The organism is Bartonella sp. B10834G3, from assembly GCF_016102505.1.
Classification (GTDB): domain Bacteria; phylum Pseudomonadota; class Alphaproteobacteria; order Rhizobiales; family Rhizobiaceae; genus Bartonella; species Bartonella choladocola.
Genome location: NZ_JACFOM010000002.1, coordinates 136,042 through 158,803, shown reverse-complemented (window position 1 = coordinate 158,803; position 22,762 = coordinate 136,042). Strand labels below are relative to the sequence as shown.

The following is a 22,762-nucleotide window of genomic DNA, read 5'->3' as shown; positions in this document are numbered from 1 at the left end:
AAAGTTATAGTCACCTTCCACAATCCAATTTCAAAAACACCCTACTTCCGACGGGTGTTCTTTGAAAAATCAATCAGAGCTTTTCAACCTGACCAAAGTCGAGATCAACCGGAGTAGCACGTCCGAAGATCGAAACCTCCACCTTCAGGCGGGATCTTTCATCCTCGACTTCCTGAACGATTCCATTGAATGAAGCAAATGGGCCATCAGCAACACGAACCTGTTCGCCGACTTCAAACGAAACAGAAGACTTCGGACGTTCGATCCCTTGCTGAACCTGATTAAGAATCTGATCCGCTTCCCGATCGGTAATCGGTACAGGCTTGGAGTCAGACCCTAAAAAACCTGTTACCTTCGGCGTGTTTTTTATAAGATGATAAACTTCATCCGTCAAATCCGCACGAACAAGAACATAGCCGGGGAAAAATTTCCGTTCCGAATCAACTTTGCGCCCACGACGGACTTCTACAACTTTTTCCGTCGGAACAAGAATTTTCTCGAACAGATGATCCAAGCCTTTCAGCTTTGCTTCCTTTTCAATAGCCTCTGCAACCTTTTTTTCAAAGTTCGAGTAGGCCTGAACAATATACCAACGAGCAGCCACGGTTACTTTCCTTGAACTATTAGCTGAAAAGACGTTTTAGAAGATCAATACTCTCCCAAACGCCAAAATTCATAATCTGGTCTGCAATGAAAAAGAACGCAGCCGCAAAAGCTGCCATCAAAACAACCATAACTGTCGAAATTGTTGTTTCGCGACGTGTCGGCCAGGTTACTTTTGCAGTCTCGGCACGAACCTGTTTGATAAAGGTAATGGGGTTTGTCTTGGCAGCCATCACTTTCCCTATGTTTTCCTGATTATATCGCGAATCACAAAATCTACTTTAAACATGCCAAAACCGCGAAAGGCCAATCACCCAGCCTCACGCGATTTCCTTGTTAACACTAAATAAAGCGTTATTCATAAAATTACAAGCCAAAACTTCGTACAATTAATAACCGGAACCGGTAATAACACGAACTAGCCGAAAAATGAATCACGGCAAACAGCGATTATTCGTTTAACAACAAACCGGTGATGAATAGCAACGATAGTTGCGACCCTTTTGCCGACTTTTTCTAAAAACACCTGTCTATAAAAAACAAAAATGCATAAGCAGGTTTTATAAAAAAACCACACCCATACATCTATCCGGTATTAATTGAAAAAAATGGCAGGGGCAGTAGGGTTCGAACCCACGACCTGCGGTTTTGGAGACCGCCGCTCTACCAACTGAGCTATACCCCTTCAGGTCAAGACAGACATACCAAACTGCATGTCTGTCTTTCTCTTGACTATTCAATGATTTTGGAAACGATACCGGCACCAACTGTGTGGCCACCTTCACGGATAGCGAAGCGGAGCTTCTCTTCCATAGCAACCGGAACAATCAGTGTAACATCCATCGTAACGTTATCACCCGGCATAACCATTTCTGTACCTTCCGGCAATGTTACAATACCGGTAACGTCTGTCGTACGGAAATAGAACTGAGGACGATAATTGGTGAAAAATGGTGTGTGACGACCACCTTCATCCTTTGTCAAAATATAGGCTTCTGCCTTGAACTTGGTGTGCGGTGTAACAGTACCGGGCTTTGCCAATACCTGTCCACGTTCAACACCTTCACGTTCAATACCACGAAGAAGTGCACCAATGTTGTCGCCTGCTTCACCTTCATCAAGAAGCTTGCGGAACATTTCAACGCCGGTCACTGTGGTCTTTGTTGTCGGACGAATACCAACGATTTCAACTTCGTCACCAACCTTCACAATACCGCGCTCAACACGGCCGGTCACAACTGTACCACGACCGGAAATCGAGAACACGTCTTCAATCGGCATCAGGAAAGGCTGGTCGATCGGACGCTTCGGAGTCGGGATATATTCATCAACTTCGTGCATCAAAAGACGAACAGCATCTTCACCGATTTCCTTGTTGGTGCCTTCAAGAGCAGCCAATGCCGAACCCTTGACAATCGGAATCTCGTCGCCGGGGAAATCATATTTTGAAAGAAGTTCGCGAACTTCAAGCTCAACCAGTTCCAACAGCTCTTCGTCGTCTACCTGATCGACTTTATTCAGGAAAACAACAATAGCAGGAACACCAACCTGACGGGCAAGAAGAATGTGTTCGCGTGTCTGGGGCATCGGGCCATCAGCAGCAGAAACAACAAGAATTGCACCGTCCATCTGGGCAGCACCGGTAATCATGTTCTTGACATAGTCAGCGTGTCCGGGGCAATCAACGTGGGCGTAGTGACGCTTCTCTGTCTCGTATTCTACGTGTGCTGTAGAAATCGTGATACCACGAGCGCGTTCTTCCGGCGCAGCATCAATCTGGTCATACGCCTTGAACTCGCCAAAATACTTTGTAATCGCTGCCGTCAGCGTTGTTTTACCATGGTCAACGTGACCAATCGTGCCGATATTTACATGCGGCTTCGTACGTTCATATTTGCTCTTTGCCATCGCCGTCGATCTCTCGTCTTGTTAACACCCTTACAGGGTTTCAGAACCGAACATTACCGGATTAAAACTTCAAACCGGCTTACATCTAATAAACGGAAACTTCCGTCTGGTCACAATGGAGTTTTACCCCAATATTTTATTGCTTTATCGCTAACGAACGCTTGGAGCGGGTAGCGGGAATCGAACCCGCGTATTCAGCTTGGAAGGCTGCTGCTCTACCATTGAGCTATACCCGCACGTTGACTCCGGCTCCGGTAAATGGTGGAGGGGGTTGGATTCGAACCAACGTAGCATAAAGCAACGGATTTACAGTCCGTCCCCTTTAACCACTCGGGCACCCCTCCATTAAATACCTAGCGGAGTTGCGCGATAAGGCATATACAACCAGACCAAATACATAAAGAACTCGTTCTGTTTGTGTGGGGCGTTATGCCGTTTAGCATTGCCTCTGTCAACAGGTTAAATTCCGTTCTTTTCATTTTAATATCAAAAAATTCTTTTTTCACATTTTTTAGTATCGGATAGGACAAGCAATCGGCTATAGAAAACCATGAACGAAAAAACTCCAAAAGATTCCCATTACGCCCGACTACGCCGCCAATATCGTGACCGTTCGGGCTTAAGGGGTGAAAAAAACAGCCGCCCGAAAATTGAACCGTCACCCTTTAATGACGGAGAACTCCGGCTTTATGGCCTCCATACGGTGGCTGCCGCCCTTCGCAATAAAAAGCGCAAACTCAAGAAGCTTTCTGTCACAAAAAACGCGTTTGACCGTCTTGGTCTCGACGAATCAGAATTAAATTGTCCGGTGGAAGTGGTTGCACCGAAAGTGCTTGATTCGCTTGTCGGTAGCGAGGCGGTACACCAAGGTGTCGTTCTCGAAACAGAACCTTTGAAACCACGCTCGCTTGACGAACTCTCCGATACCGATCTTGTTATCGTGCTCGATCAGGTCACCGACCCGCACAATGTCGGCGCTATTATGCGTTCGGCTGTTGCATTCAATGCCGGTGCTCTTATTACAACGAACAGGCATTCGGCACAGGAGACCGGAGTCCTTGCAAAAGCTGCCTCCGGTGCTTTGGAACTTATAGACCACATTGCCGTGCGCAATCTCGCAGACGCACTCGAAGAACTACACAAAGCCGGTTTCACGAGTTTCGGACTTGATTCGGAAGGACCACTTCCTCTCGAACCAAGTTTGAAAGGCGGTCATATCGCCCTCGTTCTGGGGGCCGAAGGAAAAGGATTGAGGCAAAAGACACGCGAAACTGTTTCCGTGCTTGCCCGCCTTGATATGCCGGGAGCGATAAAATCCCTGAATGTATCCAATGCCGCAGCCATTTCGCTTTATGCTGCACGCAATTATATCACAAAAAAATAATCCGGATTTCATTCCGGATTTTTTCAACGCCGGATATATCAAGCCGGCTTTTTCATCAAATTGAGAAAACACCATGCCGACCGGAATCAGGTGGCTGCTAAAGTTCCTGATTTCTGCGTTTGTCAAATATCCCTATGAGAAAGAAGCCGGCTAACAGCCCGCCAATATGTGCTACCCAGGCGATTGAAGTTTCTTCCCCCCCGATAGATGGTGTCGCAATGCCGGTAATGATGTCGATTATGATCCATGTACCGATAAAAACGACCACATTCTTCGAGACCAGTGATTGACCTATGGATAAAATCGGTCCGGCAAATTCCGACCGTTGTCTATATCCTTGATTTTGCACCTGCCTAAAACCGTAGCGTGCAGCAGCTCCCATCATACCGGATATGGCCCCTGACGCACCAACCATCGGCACATAACTATCGGGATAAATGTATAAATGCGCAAACGCGGCGGCAGCCGAACATACACACCAGAAGACAATAAACCTCAAACTGCCTATCCGGTTGGCAAGCGGCGAGCCGAATATCACAAGCCACATCATATTGACGCCAACATGCATGAGGCTTGCATGCAAAAATGAATAGCTGACCGGTGTATACCAGAATTTCAGGAAAGCGTGACTGAAGAAATCGGGAATAAAAGCGAAATAGGTATAAAATATATCGTAGTTTCGGGGTGAAAAGAAATATTCCGGAATTAAAAAACTGAAAATACATACCGCAACGATGATAACGATGATGGTTGGTATATTGAACAGCGGTGTGTGTTGCCTTCGGTTAAAAGCGTGGTCGTTATAGTCGTTGTTCACATTCAGTCTCCTGACATCGGAAATGTTTTTGTGCGTAACGCGGTATCAGACGTACATATATAATTTCGGCAACAAGTTCGACGCAGGTTTGTGTCAAAACAACGCCGGTAATCAGAGCGCGTCCACCAGAGGGTGCTATAGATAGCAAAAGTGGCAACAAAACCAGAGAATTTCGCGTGGAAACACTAAAACTCAGAGCAATTGCCTTTTTCCGGCCAAGCCTCATTAATTTTGCAGTTAAAAAACCGATAAATGGCGCAAGAAAGGCATATAGTGCATAAAATAAAACCCCGTATAAAAATGCACCGGATAATTGCTTTTTATCACAACAAGAAACGGGTTCAGCATTATCGAGCATAGGTAAATTTTCGCCCGATAGCCGATTATTCAGGCCAAATAAACTCGTATTTTCCGCAGCAGAACAGCAATTTTTGAATGTCGAAAAAATTTCCGAACTGGCATAGAAAGCGATAGCCATCAATGTGAGTGCGGTAACAGGAACGACACTTTTTTCCATGACCGAAGTCGAAGTGGAAATGAATTTGTTATGACGGGATATCCCCTGAAGAAGCCAGGCAATACATAACGGTAAAACCAGAACCGAGACAACCGAAAACAAAAATTCACCGATTTTTTGCCGTTCATCTGCAAGACTTTCAGTATTCCCGAAGCCCATTACCCCCCAAAGAAACAGAAAACACAGTTGGACGATCAATAAAACCGGAAGCATCGCAGTCAGAGCTGTGGCATCACCTTTTGCCATACGGCAAAAAGACACAACATAATCCACACAAGGTGCGCAAAGCAGGATTGCTCCAAATAGGGAAAAGTAAAGATAAGGATTGTTGCCGGATGTTAATGTCGAAAAAGAAAGCTGTTTATCCGGAAAATCCAGCCACGACAAACCCGACCATAATAATAAAAACACGAGAGCCGGAATAAACAGGAAATTGCCGACGATTAGCCCCGCAATAAAACGTTTGTCGCTGAAACTATTGACAATTGCTGCGCACGGAACCTGCAAAAATGTGACAAGCAGCAATAGAGGTAACATCACTTGTAATGCTCGATTGGCAAAACCTGATATTGGCGAAAAGCATCCGGTAACGAGCCCTATAACGATTGCTACGCAATAAAACCATATTTGATAATGTTCAAAAAATGCTGGCCAGTTCCGGTGATTACAAACCATTATTTAATCACAATTTTCAAATTTTCCGGCCCCGCTTCTTGCAGCATTTTATAGAGTATCTGCGCATTTGCCGTATTCAGGCGTATGCAGCCATGGCTTGCAGGGCTACCTAACCTGCTTACATATGAAGTTCCGTGGATTGCATAGCCTTCGTTATAGAAAATCGCATAAGGCATAGGCGCATTGTCATATTTTCTGCTCCGCCACATTTTATGCATTCTGACGGGTCTGAAAGTTCCGCTTGGCGTCGTATAACCTTTACGGCCTGTCGATACTTTCCAATGATAAAGTGTCTTGCCGTTTTTTTTAACGACCATTGTTTGTTCCGATACATTCACCAACGCCAATAGGTCGTCAGCCAAAGCAAAATCTGTCAATAAAAATGACGGTACCAACACTCCCATAAAAACAGCAGATATTTTCCAACGCATTGCATCCCCACCCCACTTTACTTTCAAAAAATTCATAGCCCAGCGTAAAACGCTAAAAAACTAAAGGAAATGAAAAAAATAAAAAATCGTTGAATTTTTATCTGATAAATTGATTTTGATATTCAATATTTCGGCATGGATTGCATCTGGTCAAGAACTTGCTGAAAAGCTCTTTTATCAAGAAATCCGTCAACATAATTCCCGCGCCCGACAAGTTTAAAAATAAATCCGCTGACAGCATATTGGCGAAATTCATCTTCAGGAATAAAAATGCGACCTTTTTCTGAATTTGTACATCCGATCGTACAAACTATATTCAGTTTTTCCCGTGCAACATAACGATAGTTTCGTTTCTGCGACCATGCCAGACTAATATCAAGATCGTTGCTGTTTGTAGACGTTGCGATCGTATCAATGACGTAACCTTGATTGCTTATCCATTTTGCCTGCATTTCCAGTTGTATCAAAGGATTGTTCGTAAAATAGAAACTTTTGGAGCTAAGTTCCGTAACACGCGTATAATAATCATGTGTTGTTGAAGGTTCTGTCGTCCACTGGCAGGCGGTGAGACAACAAGCCAAAATCAGATAAGCAAGACTCTTTTTCACAAAACGAATTGACAGCATGTTGCGCCTTCTGAAACACTGCGATTTTCCGATTAAAAGATTAATGCGCGACGCTTACGCCAAGCTTAAGCCTTGTTGTTTGAGATATAAAAACGCAAATAAATCGAAAATAAAGGCAATCCGCTTCTGAAAACAACGGACATCACGCCCGAATATTAACTTTTCAACTTCGCAATGTGTAATTCAAACTGCTTGAAGACTTGAAGTCACAATTATTGACGAGGCCAAGCTTTTTATAATTTTTAATATCCATTTCATATAAAACCGGATTAAGCGGCCTTTGGGTGAAAAATAGATTTCCTTTCGGGATAACCTTGCACCAAAAGCAGTGTCACGTCAGAACATTCCGGTTTCACGCCTTTCAGTTTCACGCCTTTCAGATGACCGGTGCTTTTGCCTGAATTTTTGAAAAAACAAACGGCTATCCGGCGTAAAATGCTGATTTCAACCAAGAGATTTCCGGAAAATGACAGCTTCCAACCGGTTAATACCGATTTCAAACAACATTCGCATTGTTATGGGGGGGAAATAGCACGGCGATTGCCCGCTCATTACATGAACCGGATGAAATGAATAATAAATGCCAATTCAGAAAGATCACTGAGGTGCGGGAACTTTCGATTTTTGTTTGCAGTCTTTCAGCCAAACATCATAAATCGGGTGCTCGACGGCATTCAGACCAGGACTGTCGGCAAACATCCACCCCGTGAAAATGCGTTTTATTTTTTTGTCCAACGTGATTTCATTGACTTCAACAAATCCATCGGTACGTGTAGCCTCATCTGCCGAGTTCGAGTAACAGACACGCGGGGTTACTTGCAACGCACCAAATTGATATGTCTCGCCGATATAGACATCGAATGTTGTAATACGGCCGGTTATTTTATCCAGCCCCGAAAAGACGGCAACCGGATTGCTTAAACGTGTTGTTTCCTGAGAAAATACCGACGTGGTGCCAGCGAGGATACCGGCAACGCCAATCACGGCAAATAAGCAACTTTTTGGAAACGGTTTAAAAAATTTCATAGCACCGCATCAACAACTTCAATTAAAGCCCGAAGCTTATCTGCCAATTATGGCAATATGGCGGAAACCTTCGGTTTGTCCGCCACTGTTTAATTATTTACCCGGTGTCCAGGCATCATAATCGCCGGTTACATGTGGCCGCTCACCATGATGTGTAATCGAGCCTTTTGGCGTATAGGCCTGACTTGTGCCGGTGAGATTTGGGTGATGCGGCTTTTCCCATTCACGTGCGTGATAATTTTCAGCGCTTGGTGGTGTATTTGTCCGATGATGGATCCAGCCATGCCAACCGGCAGGAATTGTCGAAGCTTCGGAATAATTCTTATAAATGACCCAGCGACGTGGATAACCGTCTTTATGAAGGCCACCTTCATAATAGATATTTCCGAACTCGTCCTCGCCGACGCGCTTGCCGTGTAGCCACGTAAAAAACCGCGTATTGATGGTGTTACCATTCCACCACGTAAAAACCTGTTTCCAGATACCAGCCATTTCAGTGCGAGCTCCTTCAGTCCAGCCCATAAGCTTCAAACGAATAACAAACTTTAAATGTTATGCAGCCCGACAGCATTAAAAGCAAGTTATTATTCACATTGTCAAAATAGCGTTTTCTCGAACACAATATCATCGTTCGAGACATTGTCGCTATTTTTCCCCAGTCTTTTATAGCCTTGTTCTTCAAAGAATTTTTGCGCCCGCTCGTCTTTTTTATTGAGCGAGATACGAATTTTCCGCGCAGCAGGAAAGGCTTCTTCAAGTTCTATCAACAAACGTTGACCGATCCCCTGCCCCTGACTTTCCGGCTTTACACATAAATGAAACACAAGAGCTATTTCCGAATCACCCTTGACAGCGCCCTGCGCTGCATAAGCCACCCCGTGAAGCAGTTCGCCATCATCTGCGACGATAAATTCGGATGCGGGACGGCTGAGCATTTTCTTCAATATGTCGGGCGTATAATCATGGGAGATTCTACGGTCTACCTCTTCACGTCCGACGAGATCATCAAATACAGCATGCCATGTTTCGATCAGAAGATCATGAATAGCATTGATATCATCCTTGGATGCAGTGCGAATCCACATGATCGTTATTCAATCCCAAGTTTTGCCTTTATCAATTTGTTCACCACTTGCGGGTTTGCCTTGCCACCGGTCTTTTTCATAACCTGACCAACAAACCAGCCTGCCAGAGTCGGTTTTTCTTTGGCTTGTGCAACCTTATCCGGATTGGCAGCAATGATTTCATCGACAGCCTTTTCGATAGCTCCGGTGTCAGTCACCTGTTTCATTCCACGTTCTTCAACGATTTTCGCAGGATTTCCGCCTTCATTCCAAACAATCTCGAAAAGATCTTTTGCGATTTTACCTGAAATCGTACCCTCTTTGATAAGGTCGATAATTCCGCCAAGTTGATCTGCACTCATTGGAGATTGCGAAATATCAAGGCTTGCCTTGTTCAAAGCGCCGAGCAAATCGTTAATCACCCAATTGGCGGCAAGTTTACCATCGCGACCTTCGGCAACGGCCTGAAAGAAATCCGCAATCGCTTTTTCACTCACAAGGATCGAGGCGTCATAGGCACTCAACCCCATTTCATTGATAAAGTTCGACTTGATTTCATCAGGCAAGGCCGGCAATCCGGCTTTCAGGTCATCGACAAATTTCTGGTCGAAAACCAAAGGCAGCAAATCGGGATCAGGAAAATAACGGTAATCATGCGCTTCTTCTTTGGAACGCATCGGCCGTGTTTCACCTTTGGCGGAATCAAACAGCCTTGTTTCCTGATCGATTGTACCGCCGTCCTCAAGAACCGCTATCTGTCGACGTGCTTCGTAATCGATTGCCTGCCCGATAAAACGGATCGAATTGACGTTTTTGATTTCGCACCTTGTGCCGAAATCCTCTCCCGGACGACGCACCGAGACATTAACATCGGCACGCATTGCGCCTTCATCCATATTGCCGTCGCATGTGCCAAGATAACGCACAATGGTACGCAACTTGGTCACATAAGCTTTTGCTTCATCCGATGAACGCAAATCCGGCTTGGAAACAATCTCCATCAGGGCAACGCCAGAGCGGTTAAGGTCAACAAATGACATTGTCGGGTGTTGGTCGTGAATAGACTTTCCTGCATCTTGTTCGAGATGGAGACGTTCGATACCGATTTCTACATCCTCGAACTCACCTTTCTTGTCCGGCCCCACCGAAATGGTGATTTTTCCCTCGCCGACGATCGGCTGCTCAAACTGTGAAATTTGATAGCCTTGGGGTAAATCGGGATAAAAATAATTTTTGCGATCGAACACCGACTTCAAATTGATTTTGGCATTAAGTCCTAATCCGGTTCGTACAGCCTGTTTTACGCATTCGAGATTAATGACAGGTAGCATTCCCGGCATCGCCGCGTCGACGAGCGACACATGCGCATTGGGTTCGGCCCCGAATTTTGTCGAAGCACCGGAAAAAAGTTTTGAATTGGAGGTTACCTGTGCATGTACTTCCAACCCGATAATGACTTCCCAGTCACCGGTAGCTCCAGAAATGAAACGTTTCGGGTCAGCTGTGCGGGCATCAACGATTGTCATCAGAAATCCATCATTGTTATTTCAAAATAAAATTGTCTTTAATGGCTAGTCCAAACAAGCGCCAAGTGCAAGTAAAGAGTGTCGGGCTTATAAAAAAGGCCCGGAAAAACCGGGCCATAAATTCGCTTTCAAAAGCAAATCAATCTTTTTTGGCTGTTTTCTTGGCAGCCGGCTTTTTAGCTGGAGCTTTTTCTTCATTCTGAGATTTTGAAGCAGCTTTCTTTTCATCCGACTTTTTGTCGTCGGACTTCTTGCTTTCAGCCTTCTTCTTGGAGCCGGATTTCTTCGGCGAAGTTTCGTCTTCGTCCTCTTTCAGCAGTTCTTCGGCCGTTACTTTCTTGTCGGTAACTTTGACTTTGCCCAAGAGATGATCGACAACCTTTTCTTCAAAGATCGGTGCACGCAAATTGGCAACTGCATCGGGAGTGCGACGGAAAAATTCGATAATCTGCTTTTCTTGTCCGGGATACTGACGAACCTGATCGTAAACCGCACGTTGCAACTCATCTTCCGAAACGTTGATTCCGGCCTTTTCACCGATTTCGGACAAAACAAGGCCAAGGCGGACACGGCGTTCGGCAAGCTTGCGATATTCATCACGGGCTGCTTCTTCTGTTGTCTCCTCATCCTCGAAAGTGCGACCGGCCTGCTTCAATTCATTGGTAATCTGTGCCCAGATATTATTGAATTCCACATTGACCAAGCGTTCAGGTGTCTCGAAATCATAATCGTTGTCAAGAGCATCAAGAATCTGGCGTTTTACCTTTTGGCGGGTAATTGTACCATATTGATTTTCAATCTGCTCACGAATGACATCACGAAGCTTTTGCAGTGATTCGAGACCAAGCTTTTTGGCGGCCTCATCGTCGATCTTGAGTTCGTCCGGTTTTGAAACTTCCTTTACAGTAATGTCGAAAGTTGCTTCCTTACCGGCAAGATGTTTTGCATTGTAATCATCAGGGAATTTTACCGTGATGACCTTTTTATCTCCGGCTTTTACGCCGATAAGCTGTTCTTCATAACCCGGAATAAACTGTTTTGAACCAAGAACGAGCTGGGCATCATTGTCTGCACCACCCTCGAACGGTGTTCCGTCAAGCTTGCCAAGATAATCGATCGTTACCCGATCACCCTCTTCGGCTTTACCTTTCTTTTCCGTATAAGTGCGGGTTGAAGAAAGAACGCGCTCGACCTGTTTATCAATGTCGGTTTCAGGAACTTCAACAACTTCACGGGTGACAGCAATACCGGAAACATCCTTGAGATCGAATTTCGGCAAAACTTCATATTTCAACGTAAAGACGAAATCGGCATCTCCGTTCAAAACCTTTTCGGCTTCTTTTTCGTCTTCGCTCATATCTATTTCCGGCTGGGTAGCCGAACGTTCATTACGATCCGAAAGAATTGAACGGGGTGTGTCCTTCAAAATTTCGTTGATGACGTCAGCCATGAAAGACTTGCCATACATCTTTTTCAAATGGCTGACAGGCACTTTACCAGGGCGGAAGCCGTTCAGCTTGACCTTGTCTTTAGCGTCGTCAAGACGTTCATTTAATTTTGCTTCCAGATCTTTAGCCGGGATCACTACCTTGATCTCGCGCTCCAATCCCTTATTAAGCGTCTCGGTAACTTGCATCGAACAACCTTCATTTTTCTAAGGACAAGTGCTTAAGCCCTGTCCGATACCAATTCTGCTCCAACACTAAAGCGTCAGAATACCATGAAGCGGGCTTCCGCCTCAAGCGTAACCCCGCAAAAATTCTCTTTGCATTCAAGGTTGTTGCTGTGGTGCGGATGAAGGGACTCGAACCCCCACGGTTACCCGCCAGAACCTAAATCTGGTGCGTCTACCAATTTCGCCACATCCGCAAATCCTGATAATCAGGTTTGCAACAAACCATAGGCAAGCGGCGTCTCTATATCATTCAATTTCTATCAATCAAAGGAAAAAAGCCGACTCTTGCGTTTTTTAACGCTTATTTGGCGTAGAAGATAGATCAAAATCACACAATCCGGTTTGTTAACAAACGATAATCGGAAAACCATTTCAACAGAATGCCCCTTTGAAGATCTGTAAAACACGTAAATCTTCTGTTTTCATCGAAATTTCGGGATTGCTCCGTAAAAGCTTGAATAAAAGTCGAACAATCATCCGTTCGACTTTAGCGAGAAAGTCAGCGTCTGTTTATTTTTTCGATGAGATGCGATCGTCGATAGACCAGTCGACTGCGACGAACAAAATTTGAAATGCACTCGTTGCACATCCTGTTTGGCGTTTTTTGAGTTCCCTATAAACAACGAAAAAATATTTCCGATAAACATCGGTCGGCAACCTCCCCATCCAGACCAACCGGACTTTTCATTGCCCCGTTTCCTTGAAAATTGACATGAATGATTGATTCGCGAGCGTTAGAAATCCGGTTGTTGAAAAGCCGATTGATCGAGTGCGGCCAATTTTGTTCACGTCAAAAAGTCCGGCGATAATCCATGCTATGTCAGGCCATTTTATAAGAATTTTCCGGTTACATTCATTAAATAACGGCTGAAGAACGATTGATAATCAATTACATCCTTCGGCCTCATATAGTCAAAAATTCGAGAATTTTTGTCGCTACCGTTTTCCCTTGATAGGCCTGAATATCGGTATCGAACCTATTCCTTAAACGGGCTGAAAGGCTCTCATTATATCCGTGCTTTTTCTGCCATAAGATGATATTGACCGGCTTATATCCGGATTTTTATAGGGTAACGCCGGATTTTATAATTTAACACCCTGATTTTTATAATTTAACGCAAAGAATGCCAATGTCGAATTTTTCCAACAAGCCGATCCATGTTATCGGCGGCGGTTTATCAGGTTCGGAAGCTGCCTGGCAGATAGCAGAAGCCGGTATTCCGGTGGTTTTGCATGAGATGCGACCGGTCAAACAAACACCGGCACACAAAACCGCGGGGCTTGCCGAACTTGTATGTTCCAATTCACTTCGTTCGGATGACGCTGCCACCAATGCGGTCGGTTTGCTTCATGCCGAAATGCGGCTTGCCCATTCGCTTGTCATGAAGGTTGCCGACGATCATCAGGTTCCTGCCGGAAGTGCACTTGCGGTAGATCGTGACATTTTTTCCCGAACAATAACAGAGAAAATAGAAAACCACCCGCTCATTGACATTGATCGGGGAGAGCTTGCAACGCTTCCTCCGGAAGAATGGGGTAACGTTATTATTGCAACTGGCCCGCTAACCTCTCCCCGTCTTGCAGAGGCTATTTCCACTGTTACCGGCGCCGATGCCCTTTCCTTTTACGATGCTATTGCTCCGATCGTATATAAAGATACGATTGATATGGATATTTGTTGGTACCAGTCCCGTTATGACAAAGTTGGACCAGGGGGTACAGGCAAGGATTATATCAATTGCCCGCTCGACAAAGAACAATATGAAAACTTCGTGAAAGCGTTGATGGAAGGCGAAAAAGCCGAATTTCACGATTTTGAAAAAGTGCCCTATTTCGATGGTTGCCTGCCAATCGAAGTCATGGCCGAGCGTGGGAGCGAGACTTTACGCCATGGCCCGATGAAACCGATGGGACTTACCAATGCGCATAACCCGACTGTAAAAGCTTATGCCATTGTCCAGTTGCGACAGGACAATGCCTTGGGAACGCTTTACAATATGGTCGGATTTCAAACCAAACTCAAATATGGGGAACAAACGCGCATTTTCCGCTCTATACCGGGACTTGAAAATGCAGAATTTGCACGTCTTGGCGGTATCCATCGCAACACCTATCTCAACTCGCCTGTTCTGCTCGACGAAACTTTAAGGCTGAAAAAGCTTGAACGGTTGCGCTTTGCCGGTCAAATGACGGGGTGTGAAGGCTATGTGGAATCGGCAGCAATGGGGCTTGTTGCCGGACGCTTTGCAATTGCCGATTATAATGGCGTGAAACCGAAACTGCCGCCGGTTACGACGGCGTTCGGTGCATTGCTTAATCACATAACCCGTGGGCATCTTCCGACAGAAGACACCGGCAAACAATCGTTTCAACCGATGAATATCAATTTCGGACTGTTTCCACCGGTAGAGGTTGAAAAACAGGATGGTATACGTTTACGTGGAAAAGAAAAAATTCTGGCGAAAAAACGTGCTTTGACAGCACGCGCACTCGCTGATTGCAAAACATGGTTGAACGAGGGGAAAATCCAATGAGTATCTCGCCCATAATTGTCTTCGATCTTGACGGAACACTTGTTGATTCAGCACCGGATTTGCTTGACAGTCTCAATTTCTGTCTCAGCCAAGAGGGGCTGAAGACTTTCGCACCCGATGATATTCGCCGTCTCGTCGGCATGGGTGGACGGATTATGATCGAGCGTGCACTCGCATTCCAGAACATCAAACCGGATGAGACCCATGTCGAGCAGTTACTTGCAACTTTCCTGCGTCATTATGCTGAAAATATGCCCGGTAAAACGCAATTCTTTGCTGGCGCAGATGCGTCACTCGACGCGCTTTCCAAAGCAGGTTACAAACTTGCTGTCTGTACCAACAAACATGAAAAACTGGCACGTCGTCTGCTAGAGGGAATGGGTGAAGCGGGCCGTTTTGCAACCATTGTTGGCGGAGACACATTTGCCTATCATAAACCGGACGCACGCCATATCCTCTCCACCATCGAGCGTGCCGGTTGCAGTCCTGAAAAAGCTCTGATGGTCGGCGATAGTCAGGCAGATATTCTTGCCGCTCAAAGTGCCGATATTCCGGTGATCGCGGTCGATTTCGGCTATACAGACAAACCTGTCAGCGCATTTAATCCGACGAAAATAATAAGTCATTTCAATGAATTGACACCGCAACTTGTTGCCAAGTGTCTTGGCTGACATTCCAGGCGACAGGAAGGCTATATTTCCCGGATTTTACGACAGCGAGATCACGTCAAAATGGATTATATCCTTAGTTTATCGGATAAAAAGCCGTTATTTGAAGGGCTAACGCGCTCGGTCTATGTCAATGAGAGTGATCCCGATTATCTGATAAAAATTCCGTCTAACGCATGGCGGGAAAAAATTGCCGGATTTTCACCATTGCGTCAAATGCGAAAAGCCGTTGATATAAACACGCCGAACACACGTGAAATCCGCGAATATATGCGTCATTTTCCCGATCCCGAAAAAGCACAGAATGAAAAACATCTGATGCAAATAGCAGGTATTGTTTCCACAGACATCGGTTGGGGATTGCTTGTCAAAGCTGAACGGGATTTGTCGGGAAACTATGCCAAACCGTTTGGTGCGCTTAAAGCCGAAATTCCCCATTACCGCAAGGAAATCGCGGATTTTATTGACTGGGTAAAGACAACCCGCATCATTTGTTACGACCTGAAATTCGACAATATACTCTTAAGTTCAAGGAACGGCAGCCCTACCCTTGTACTGGTCGACGGGATTGGTGAAACGGGGATCATATCGCTACGCAAGTGGTGCCAGAAATATAACCGTGCCAAGAATGTTCATGAACTTCAGGAATTTATTGACGAACTGAAGCAATATATGGATTTGAAAAATCTGTAGAATAATTCGATCTAGACAATAAAAAGCCCGACACTTGGAATAAAGGTCGGGCTTTTAAAATGATTTTTTATTATTTACTGTTGACGGCGTCCTTCAAGCCTTTACCGGCAGAGAACTTCGGAACGTTGCGGGCAGGAATGTTGATTTCTGCGCCAGTAGAAGGATTGCGTCCTTTTGTAGCCGCACGGTGGGAAACTTCAAATGAACCGAATCCGGGAAGACGAACGTCACCGCCATCTTTCAAAGCATCGGTAACGGAAGCAATGAAGGCGTCCACAGCCGAAGCAGCTTGCGTTTTTGTTATGCCGGCTTTTTCAGCTACAGAGCTGACCAATTCGTTCTTATTCATTGGATAATTCCTTTCTTTCTATGACCGGACAATATTGATTCAACCGGTTGGGTGCGAGTTTATTGAAAACTATGGCAAACAGAAGCCAATTTCGACAAAAAAAGCCCGAATTAATGGGAAAATCACAGTTATTCACGGAAAAAATACCGCATTTAACACTTGTAAAACAAGGTTAAAAAGAAAAGGCAGCAGAAAGCTGCCTTTTCCGACGTTTGTTTAACCATTTAATCGACAAGTGATTCAGTGTGCAATCGAAGCAACACCGTCTTCATCACCTGTAATATTGCCGCCAACAGCGGGGGTTGTCGGCTCTACCCATTCGATCGGTTCAGGCCGGCGAACCAGAGCGTGATCGAGAACTTCACTTGCAAAACTTACCGGAACAATTTCCATATTGTTTTTAACGTTATCGGGAATATCGACAAGGTCTTTGGCATTCTCTTCCGGAATGAGCACCTTCTTGATACCGCCCCGTAACGCCGCAAGCAATTTTTCTTTCAAACCACCGATTGGCAAAATCCTGCCGCGTAAGGTAATTTCACCAGTCATCGCAATATCCTTGTGAACAGGTATGCCGGTGAGAACAGACACAATGGCTGTTACCATAGCAACACCTGCCGAAGGACCGTCCTTCGGGGTTGCCCCTTCGGGTACATGAACGTGAATATCACGACGCTCGAACAAAGGCGGCTCTATACCGAAATCGACAGCACGCGAGCGGACGTATGATGCAGCAGCCGAAATTGACTCCTTCATAACATCACGCAGATTACCCGTGACTGTCATCTTGCCTTTACCCGGCATCATGACGCCTTCGATGGTCAAAAGCTCGCCACCGACTTCCGTCCACGCAAGTCCTGTAACAACCCCGACCTGATCCTCGCCTTCAATCTGTCCGTAACGGAACCGTTTGACACCGAGGAACTCGTCAATGTTGCTATCATCGACCTTGACCGCCTTCTTTTCTTTTTTGACGATCTCTGTCACTGCCTTTCGTGCAAGCTTCATCAGTTCGCGTTCAAGACTACGCACACCCGCTTCGCGCGTGTAGTATTGTATGATCGAACGGATTGCCTCGTCAGTCACGACAAACTCTTTCTTGGAAAGAGAATGTTCCTTCATGACTTTCGGCAGAAGATGGCGTTTGGCAATCTCCATTTTTTCTTCTTCCGTGTAACCGGCAATACGGATGATTTCCATACGATCCATTAACGGTTCGGGAATATTCAGCGTATTGGCGGTCGTCACGAACATCACATCCGAAAGATCATATTCGACTTCGAGATAATGGTCCATAAACGTGTTGTTCTGCTCAGGATCAAGAACTTCCAGTAAAGCCGATGAAGGATCACCTCTGAAATCCTGCCCCATCTTGTCAATCTCGTCGAGAAGGAAAAGCGGATTGTTCTTCTTCGCCTTTTTCATCGACTGGATGATCTTGCCAGGCATGGACCCGATATAGGTGCGACGGTGACCGCGAATTTCCGCTTCATCACGTACACCACCCAATGACATACGGACATATTCGCGCCCTGTTGCTTTGGCAATCGAACGGGCAAGCGATGTCTTACCAACTCCGGGCGGTCCGACAAGACAGATAATCGGCCCTTTTACCTTTGCTGCACGGCTCTGCACAGCCAGATATTCGACAATACGTTCTTTGACCTTCTCAAGACCGAAATGTTCTTCATCCATGACTTTTTCAGCATAGTCGAGATCATTCTTGATCTTGGATTTTTTGCCCCAAGGGATACCAAGGAGCCAATCAAGATAATTGCGGATAACTGTTGCTTCAGCCGACATTGGTGACATATTGCGAAGTTTCTTGACTTCGCCTTCTGCCTTTTCGCGGGCTTCCTTCGACAATTTGGTTTTTTTGATACGCTCTTCCAGTTCGGAAATCTCGTCATGGCCGTCTTCGCCATCACCCAATTCTTTCTGGATAGCTTTCATCTGCTCATTGAGATAATATTCGCGCTGGGTTTTCTCCATCTGGCGTTTGACACGCGAACGTATCCGTTTTTCAACTTGCAAGACAGAAATCTCGCCTTCCATAAAGGCAAGCGCTTTTTCGAGCCTTTCACGGACAGATAGCAAAGCAAGCATTTCCTGTTTTTCGGAAAGCTTGATTGCCAGATGTGAAGCGACTGTATCGGCAAGTTTTGTTGCGTCGTCAATCTGGCTGACAGCACCGATGACTTCCGGTGAAATCTTTTTGTTCAATTTCACGTAATTTTCAAAGTCGGAAACAACCGAGCGCATCAAAGCCTCGATTTCGACTTTATCTTCTTCCGGTTCGTCAAGAGGCGTTGCATAAGCCTGATGATAGTCCGGATTATCGGAAAAACCGCTAATCTTGGCGCGCTTAACACCTTCAACCAGAACTTTTACTGTACCGTCCGGCAACTTTAACAATTGCAGTACATTTGCCAATGTACCGACATCATATATATCGTCGGCCTTCGGATCATCATCAGAGGCATTCTTCTGGGTTGCCAGAAGTATTTGCTTATCCTGACCCATCGCCTCTTCAAGAGCACGTATGGATTTTTCACGACCAACGAAAAGCGGCACAATCATATGGGGGAAGACAACAATATCGCGAAGCGGCAAAACAGCATAAAGCTTATCGCCGACATCCGCCGTCTTCTCTAAATCATGTTGCATAACATTTCCTTTCTGGAGCCTGAGGCTCGTTTGCAACGTCGGCACCCCTTAAAATAAGCAAATGCCCACGCACAAAGGGATTAGGTGGTGTGTTTCCACCAATAAATCAAGAGCTACGCGAAACCGGAACACAACACCGTTCAAACTTTGAATTGCCAACCGATATAGCCGTCCAATCAGGCAGAGGCATTTTCTTTCGGATGGTCTCTCTCGGCATAAATATAAAGCGGACGCGCTTTGCCTTCGACAACATCACTCGAAATAACCACTTCCTGAACGCCTTCAAGGGTTGGAAGTTCAAACATCGTATCAAGCAAAATCTTTTCCATAATGGAACGCAGACCACGTGCACCTGTCTTGCGTTCGATTGCTTTATTGGCAATTGCCCGCAAAGCATCATCATGAAAAGTCAATTTGACATCTTCCATCTCGAACAGACGTTGATATTGTTTAACCAAAGCATTTTTCGGCTTCGACAAAATCTGAACCAATGCGTCCACATCAAGATCTTCCAATGTGGCAATAACCGGCAAACGTCCGACAAATTCCGGTATCAAACCGAATTTTAACAGATCTTCCGGTTCAAGATCATGGAAAATCTCGCCTATACGACGTTCATCGGGCGCTTTGACCGTGGCACCGAAACCGATGGATGTCTTTTCTCCACGTGCAGAGATAATTTTTTCAAGGCCTGAAAACGCACCGCCGCAAATAAACAGGATGTTTGTTGTATCCACTTGCAAAAACTCCTGTTGCGGATGTTTGCGTCCACCTTGTGGCGGAACCGAAGCAACCGTGCCTTCCATAATCTTCAACAATGCCTGTTGCACACCTTCGCCCGATACATCACGGGTAATAGAAGGGTTATCGGATTTACGTGAAATCTTATCAACCTCGTCGATATAAACGATTCCGCGTTGGGCACGCTCTACATTGTAGTCGGCGGCTTGTAACAGTTTCAGAATAATATTTTCGACATCCTCACCGACATAACCGGCCTCTGTCAATGTTGTTGCATCGGCCATTGTAAAGGGCACATCAATAATGCGCGCGAGCGTCTGTGCAAGGTAGGTTTTACCGCAACCGGTAGGGCCAACCAGAAGAATATTGGACTTTGAAAGCTCGATGTCATTACTTTTTGACTGGTTTGCCAGACGTTTGTAATGGTTATGGACAGCAACAGCCAGAACACGCTTTGCATGCGCTTGCCCGATAACATAATCATCAAGAACCGACATGATTTCCTGCGGTGTCGGAACGCCATCGCGAGCCTTCACTCCTGAAGATTTGTTCTCTTCACGAATGATATCCATACATAGCTCTACACATTCATCACAAATGAACACAGTCGGCCCGGCAATCAGTTTACGCACCTCATGCTGGCTTTTGCCACAGAATGAGCAATAAAGCGTATTCTTTGAATCGCCCCCGTTATTACCAATTTTGCTCATTTCATTTTTCCTTTCGCCCGAATTGCATGAAATATTTTGCCTTTTCGGTTAAACTTTTCAAGACCATTCCACCAACAAACTAAAACAAATATCAGGTTCGACCATATAACTTGCCGCTGTTTCCTCTGTCATAGGTAAATGCCAAACGTTATTTTTCCATAAATTCCGGAAACAGCAATTTGAAGAAGGGGTTGCCCCCTACTCCGTTCTTAGCCGTCAATCATCCCATTTCAAGCTTGTCTCAAGCTTGATCGTTTTTTTCTTCTTCGGCTTCGGCGCGGTATTGGATGACCTCGTCAATAAGGCCGAATTCTTTGGCTTCATCAGCCGTCATAAAATGGTCACGATCAAGTGTGCGTTCGATTGTCTCATAATCCTGTCCGGTATGATGGACATAGATTTCATTCAAACGCCGTTTCATTTTCAATATATCCTGCGCATGACGCTCGATATCGGAAGCCTGCCCCTGAAAACCACCCGACGGCTGGTGCACCATAACGCGGGCATTCGGCAAAGCAAAACGGTGCCCTTTCGCACCGGCAGTCAACAATAGCGAACCCATTGAAGCTGCTTGCCCCATGCAAAGAGTAGAAACAGCAGGACGGATGAACTGCATTGTGTCATAAATAGCCATGCCGGAGGTGACAACTCCACCAGGCGAATTGATATAAAGGCTGATTTCTTTTTTCGGGTTTTCCGCTTCAAGGAACAGCAATTGGGCGCAGACAAGCATAGCCATACCGTCTTCGACAGGACCATTTATAAAGACAATTCTTTCCTTCAACAAACGGGAAAAAATATCATAGGACCGTTCGCCGCGATTTGTCTGTTCTACAACTATCGGAACAAGATTGAGGGCAGTCTGGATCGGATCACTCATTTTCACTTCCATATTATACGAATCGTCATTTACGACCTGAAATGTCGTTATAACTAGAATATCAATCCATTAGAAGATCAATAGATTGTTGTTTTGCCTTTTGAAACGCTTGTTTACCCGCACTTACAACGACCGGCATGACCTGATATATCGAAAAATGGAAAAATTGCAGATTTCTTCGAATGAAGGGAGACAAGCTTATATGTGTTATTAGCACTGTAATTTCAATCCCCGATGCGAGGAACAAAATAACAAAACAATAAACACAGCTTTTTTGAAAAATGACCGGACATTCAAACGCATAAATTAAAGTATGCCAAGTCGACAAAATGCTCACAAACGCGAAATCAGGTACGACGGGATAGCACTCCGGCGCAATGCGGCCGAACTTTTTATATAGCTGATTTACCAGCTCTCTATATCAGCAATTCGCCAGTTTTAATTATTCTTTTCCTGTTCCAGAACTTTATCAAAGCCGGAAATCCGTTTGACGGCCCAATCGTAAAAACTCCCGCTTTTTATAGGATCTCTTGTTCTTTCCTTCTTATGGACATGAAAGCCGATAAAACGGGGATCATTCAATGGCTCAAGACCGTAAGCAGGATCGAAAATGCGTTCGGTGTCGCGTCCGGTCCAATAATAAAAGGTTTCTTTTTCTTTTGCTTCTTTAAAAAAGCCATATCTTTTGGCAAGGCGGGATATGCCATCATTGCCAAAGACAGTAATTCCCAAACGCCCCGGAACGACCGGTAATTTTTGCCTCTTGAGACGCCATGGCAACCAGACACCGCGGTGAAACCCCAGCCAGTTCGGCACCATTCGGCCACTTTCGAGATAATCGTCAAACTCTTTTATTATCGGATTATCCGCAGGCAGATAAAGCGCCGAAACACCGACACGTGAACGATTTTCACGCGCAAGCCAAACTTTGCCCTCTTCCGGATGAAATTGTTTGACGAGATAAACATCGGTATCAAGCCATACGCCGGCAGAATTTTTCATGAGCCTTACACGAAACAAATCGGAAAGCTGGACAATTGTGCGAATGGGTTTGAAGTCGGGGAAAGTGGGGTCTAACCGATAAAGCGTTGAAAGTGGCAATATCGGCTCTGCCTCCAGAAGCTCTACCCCTTCAGGAACATTTACAACATTCCCGTGGCTATAGAGTTTCACATGCTGTCCGGTTTTGACCATGGAAGAAAGGCATAGCCAATCAATGGGTCGCAAACGATCTCCATACCAGAAAGTGCAGATGTCCATTGAATGCC

At 45.4% G+C, this 22,762-nt stretch carries 21 protein-coding genes and 4 tRNA genes; 4 read left to right on the top strand and 21 right to left on the bottom strand.

Annotated features, from left to right (window positions below):
- Window positions 1–73 precede the first annotated feature (73 nt).
- From nusG to H3S94_RS06105, 6 genes are all read right to left on the bottom strand, one after another.
- Complete coding sequence (nusG, locus tag H3S94_RS06130; protein ID WP_198240570.1) at window positions 74–604, bottom strand: transcription termination/antitermination protein NusG; 531 nt, start codon at window positions 602–604, stop codon at window positions 74–76.
- Between the two features lie 19 nt (window positions 605–623).
- A complete protein-coding gene (secE, locus tag H3S94_RS06125) occupies window positions 624–836 on the bottom strand; it encodes a preprotein translocase subunit SecE (RefSeq protein WP_077991858.1) in 213 nt (70 codons plus the stop codon).
- A 376-nt stretch (window positions 837–1,212) separates the two neighbouring features.
- Window positions 1,213–1,288: transfer RNA gene (locus H3S94_RS06120), tRNA-Trp, on the bottom strand.
- A 47-nt stretch (window positions 1,289–1,335) separates the two neighbouring features.
- Window positions 1,336–2,511, bottom strand: a complete 1,176-nt coding sequence (gene tuf, locus H3S94_RS06115) for an elongation factor Tu (protein ID WP_077991855.1) — start codon at window positions 2,509–2,511, stop codon at window positions 1,336–1,338.
- A gap of 162 nt (window positions 2,512–2,673) precedes the next feature.
- Window positions 2,674–2,747 (bottom strand) — tRNA-Gly (locus H3S94_RS06110).
- A 23-nt stretch (window positions 2,748–2,770) separates the two neighbouring features.
- Window positions 2,771–2,855 (bottom strand) — tRNA-Tyr (locus H3S94_RS06105).
- Window positions 2,856–3,061: 206 nt separating this feature from the next.
- Between H3S94_RS06105 and H3S94_RS06100 the strand changes: the two genes are divergently transcribed.
- Window positions 3,062–3,895 (top strand): RNA methyltransferase, encoded by an 834-nt coding sequence (locus H3S94_RS06100; RefSeq protein ID WP_198240569.1) that lies wholly within the window; start codon window positions 3,062–3,064, stop codon window positions 3,893–3,895.
- A 97-nt stretch (window positions 3,896–3,992) separates the two neighbouring features.
- On the opposite strand, the gene H3S94_RS06095 is transcribed toward H3S94_RS06100, so the two are convergent.
- The 10 genes from H3S94_RS06095 to H3S94_RS06050 form a co-directional block, all read right to left on the bottom strand.
- Window positions 3,993–4,712 (bottom strand): rhomboid family intramembrane serine protease, encoded by a 720-nt coding sequence (locus tag H3S94_RS06095; RefSeq protein ID WP_198240568.1) that lies wholly within the window; start codon window positions 4,710–4,712, stop codon window positions 3,993–3,995.
- Complete coding sequence (locus H3S94_RS06090; RefSeq protein ID WP_198240567.1) at window positions 4,696–5,766, bottom strand: hypothetical protein; 1,071 nt, start codon at window positions 5,764–5,766, stop codon at window positions 4,696–4,698. The genes H3S94_RS06095 and H3S94_RS06090 overlap by 17 nt, the downstream gene beginning before the upstream one ends.
- A 137-nt stretch (window positions 5,767–5,903) precedes the next feature.
- A complete protein-coding gene (locus H3S94_RS06085; protein WP_198240566.1) occupies window positions 5,904–6,335 on the bottom strand; it encodes a L,D-transpeptidase in 432 nt (143 codons plus the stop codon).
- A gap of 122 nt (window positions 6,336–6,457) precedes the next feature.
- A complete protein-coding gene (locus H3S94_RS06080) occupies window positions 6,458–6,961 on the bottom strand; it encodes a hypothetical protein (protein WP_077991849.1) in 504 nt (167 codons plus the stop codon).
- 597 nt (window positions 6,962–7,558) lie between these two features.
- Window positions 7,559–7,987, bottom strand: coding sequence for a DUF2155 domain-containing protein (locus tag H3S94_RS06075; RefSeq protein ID WP_198230983.1), 429 nt, complete (start codon window positions 7,985–7,987; stop codon window positions 7,559–7,561).
- 93 nt (window positions 7,988–8,080) lie between these two features.
- A complete protein-coding gene (locus tag H3S94_RS06070) occupies window positions 8,081–8,479 on the bottom strand; it encodes an NADH:ubiquinone oxidoreductase subunit NDUFA12 (RefSeq protein WP_077991848.1) in 399 nt (132 codons plus the stop codon).
- A gap of 104 nt (window positions 8,480–8,583) precedes the next feature.
- Window positions 8,584–9,072 carry a GNAT family N-acetyltransferase gene (locus H3S94_RS06065; protein ID WP_198230982.1) on the bottom strand — a complete coding sequence of 163 codons (489 nt, stop codon included), beginning with the start codon at window positions 9,070–9,072 and terminating at the stop codon, window positions 8,584–8,586.
- A gap of 5 nt (window positions 9,073–9,077) precedes the next feature.
- Window positions 9,078–10,577, bottom strand: a complete 1,500-nt coding sequence (gene gatB, locus H3S94_RS06060; RefSeq protein WP_198240565.1) for an Asp-tRNA(Asn)/Glu-tRNA(Gln) amidotransferase subunit GatB — start codon at window positions 10,575–10,577, stop codon at window positions 9,078–9,080.
- Window positions 10,578–10,716: 139 nt separating this feature from the next.
- Window positions 10,717–12,213 (bottom strand): trigger factor, encoded by a 1,497-nt coding sequence (gene tig / locus H3S94_RS06055; protein WP_198240564.1) that lies wholly within the window; start codon window positions 12,211–12,213, stop codon window positions 10,717–10,719.
- Window positions 12,214–12,363: 150 nt separating this feature from the next.
- Window positions 12,364–12,446: transfer RNA gene (locus H3S94_RS06050), tRNA-Leu, on the bottom strand.
- Window positions 12,447–13,382: 936 nt separating this feature from the next.
- Between H3S94_RS06050 and trmFO the strand changes: the two genes are divergently transcribed.
- The 3 genes from trmFO to H3S94_RS06035 are packed head-to-tail and all read left to right on the top strand — an operon-like array spanning window position 13,383 to window position 16,147.
- Window positions 13,383–14,786 (top strand): methylenetetrahydrofolate--tRNA-(uracil(54)-C(5))-methyltransferase (FADH(2)-oxidizing) TrmFO, encoded by a 1,404-nt coding sequence (gene trmFO / locus H3S94_RS06045; protein WP_077991843.1) that lies wholly within the window; start codon window positions 13,383–13,385, stop codon window positions 14,784–14,786.
- Window positions 14,783–15,457 carry a phosphoglycolate phosphatase gene (gph, locus tag H3S94_RS06040; RefSeq protein WP_198240563.1) on the top strand — a complete coding sequence of 225 codons (675 nt, stop codon included), beginning with the start codon at window positions 14,783–14,785 and terminating at the stop codon, window positions 15,455–15,457. The genes trmFO and gph overlap by 4 nt, the downstream gene beginning before the upstream one ends.
- Window positions 15,458–15,517: 60 nt before the next feature.
- On the top strand, window positions 15,518–16,147 hold the full coding sequence (locus tag H3S94_RS06035; protein WP_198240562.1) for a YrbL family protein: 630 nt from the start codon (window positions 15,518–15,520) through the stop codon (window positions 16,145–16,147).
- Window positions 16,148–16,217: 70 nt separating this feature from the next.
- Here the strand turns inward: H3S94_RS06035 and H3S94_RS06030 are convergent, their stop codons facing one another.
- From H3S94_RS06030 to H3S94_RS06010, 5 genes are all read right to left on the bottom strand, one after another.
- A complete protein-coding gene (locus tag H3S94_RS06030) occupies window positions 16,218–16,496 on the bottom strand; it encodes an HU family DNA-binding protein (RefSeq protein WP_077991838.1) in 279 nt (92 codons plus the stop codon).
- Window positions 16,497–16,736: 240 nt separating this feature from the next.
- Window positions 16,737–19,163: an endopeptidase La gene (gene lon / locus H3S94_RS06025; RefSeq protein ID WP_198240561.1), complete on the bottom strand. Its 2,427-nt coding sequence runs from the start codon at window positions 19,161–19,163 to the stop codon at window positions 16,737–16,739.
- Window positions 19,164–19,339: 176 nt separating this feature from the next.
- A complete protein-coding gene (gene clpX, locus H3S94_RS06020; RefSeq protein ID WP_077991836.1) occupies window positions 19,340–20,614 on the bottom strand; it encodes an ATP-dependent Clp protease ATP-binding subunit ClpX in 1,275 nt (424 codons plus the stop codon).
- 241 nt (window positions 20,615–20,855) lie between these two features.
- On the bottom strand, window positions 20,856–21,494 hold the full coding sequence (gene clpP, locus H3S94_RS06015) for an ATP-dependent Clp endopeptidase proteolytic subunit ClpP (protein ID WP_077991835.1): 639 nt from the start codon (window positions 21,492–21,494) through the stop codon (window positions 20,856–20,858).
- Between the two features lie 438 nt (window positions 21,495–21,932).
- On the bottom strand, window positions 21,933–22,754 hold the full coding sequence (locus tag H3S94_RS06010; RefSeq protein ID WP_198240560.1) for a hypothetical protein: 822 nt from the start codon (window positions 22,752–22,754) through the stop codon (window positions 21,933–21,935).
- Window positions 22,755–22,762 lie beyond the last annotated feature (8 nt).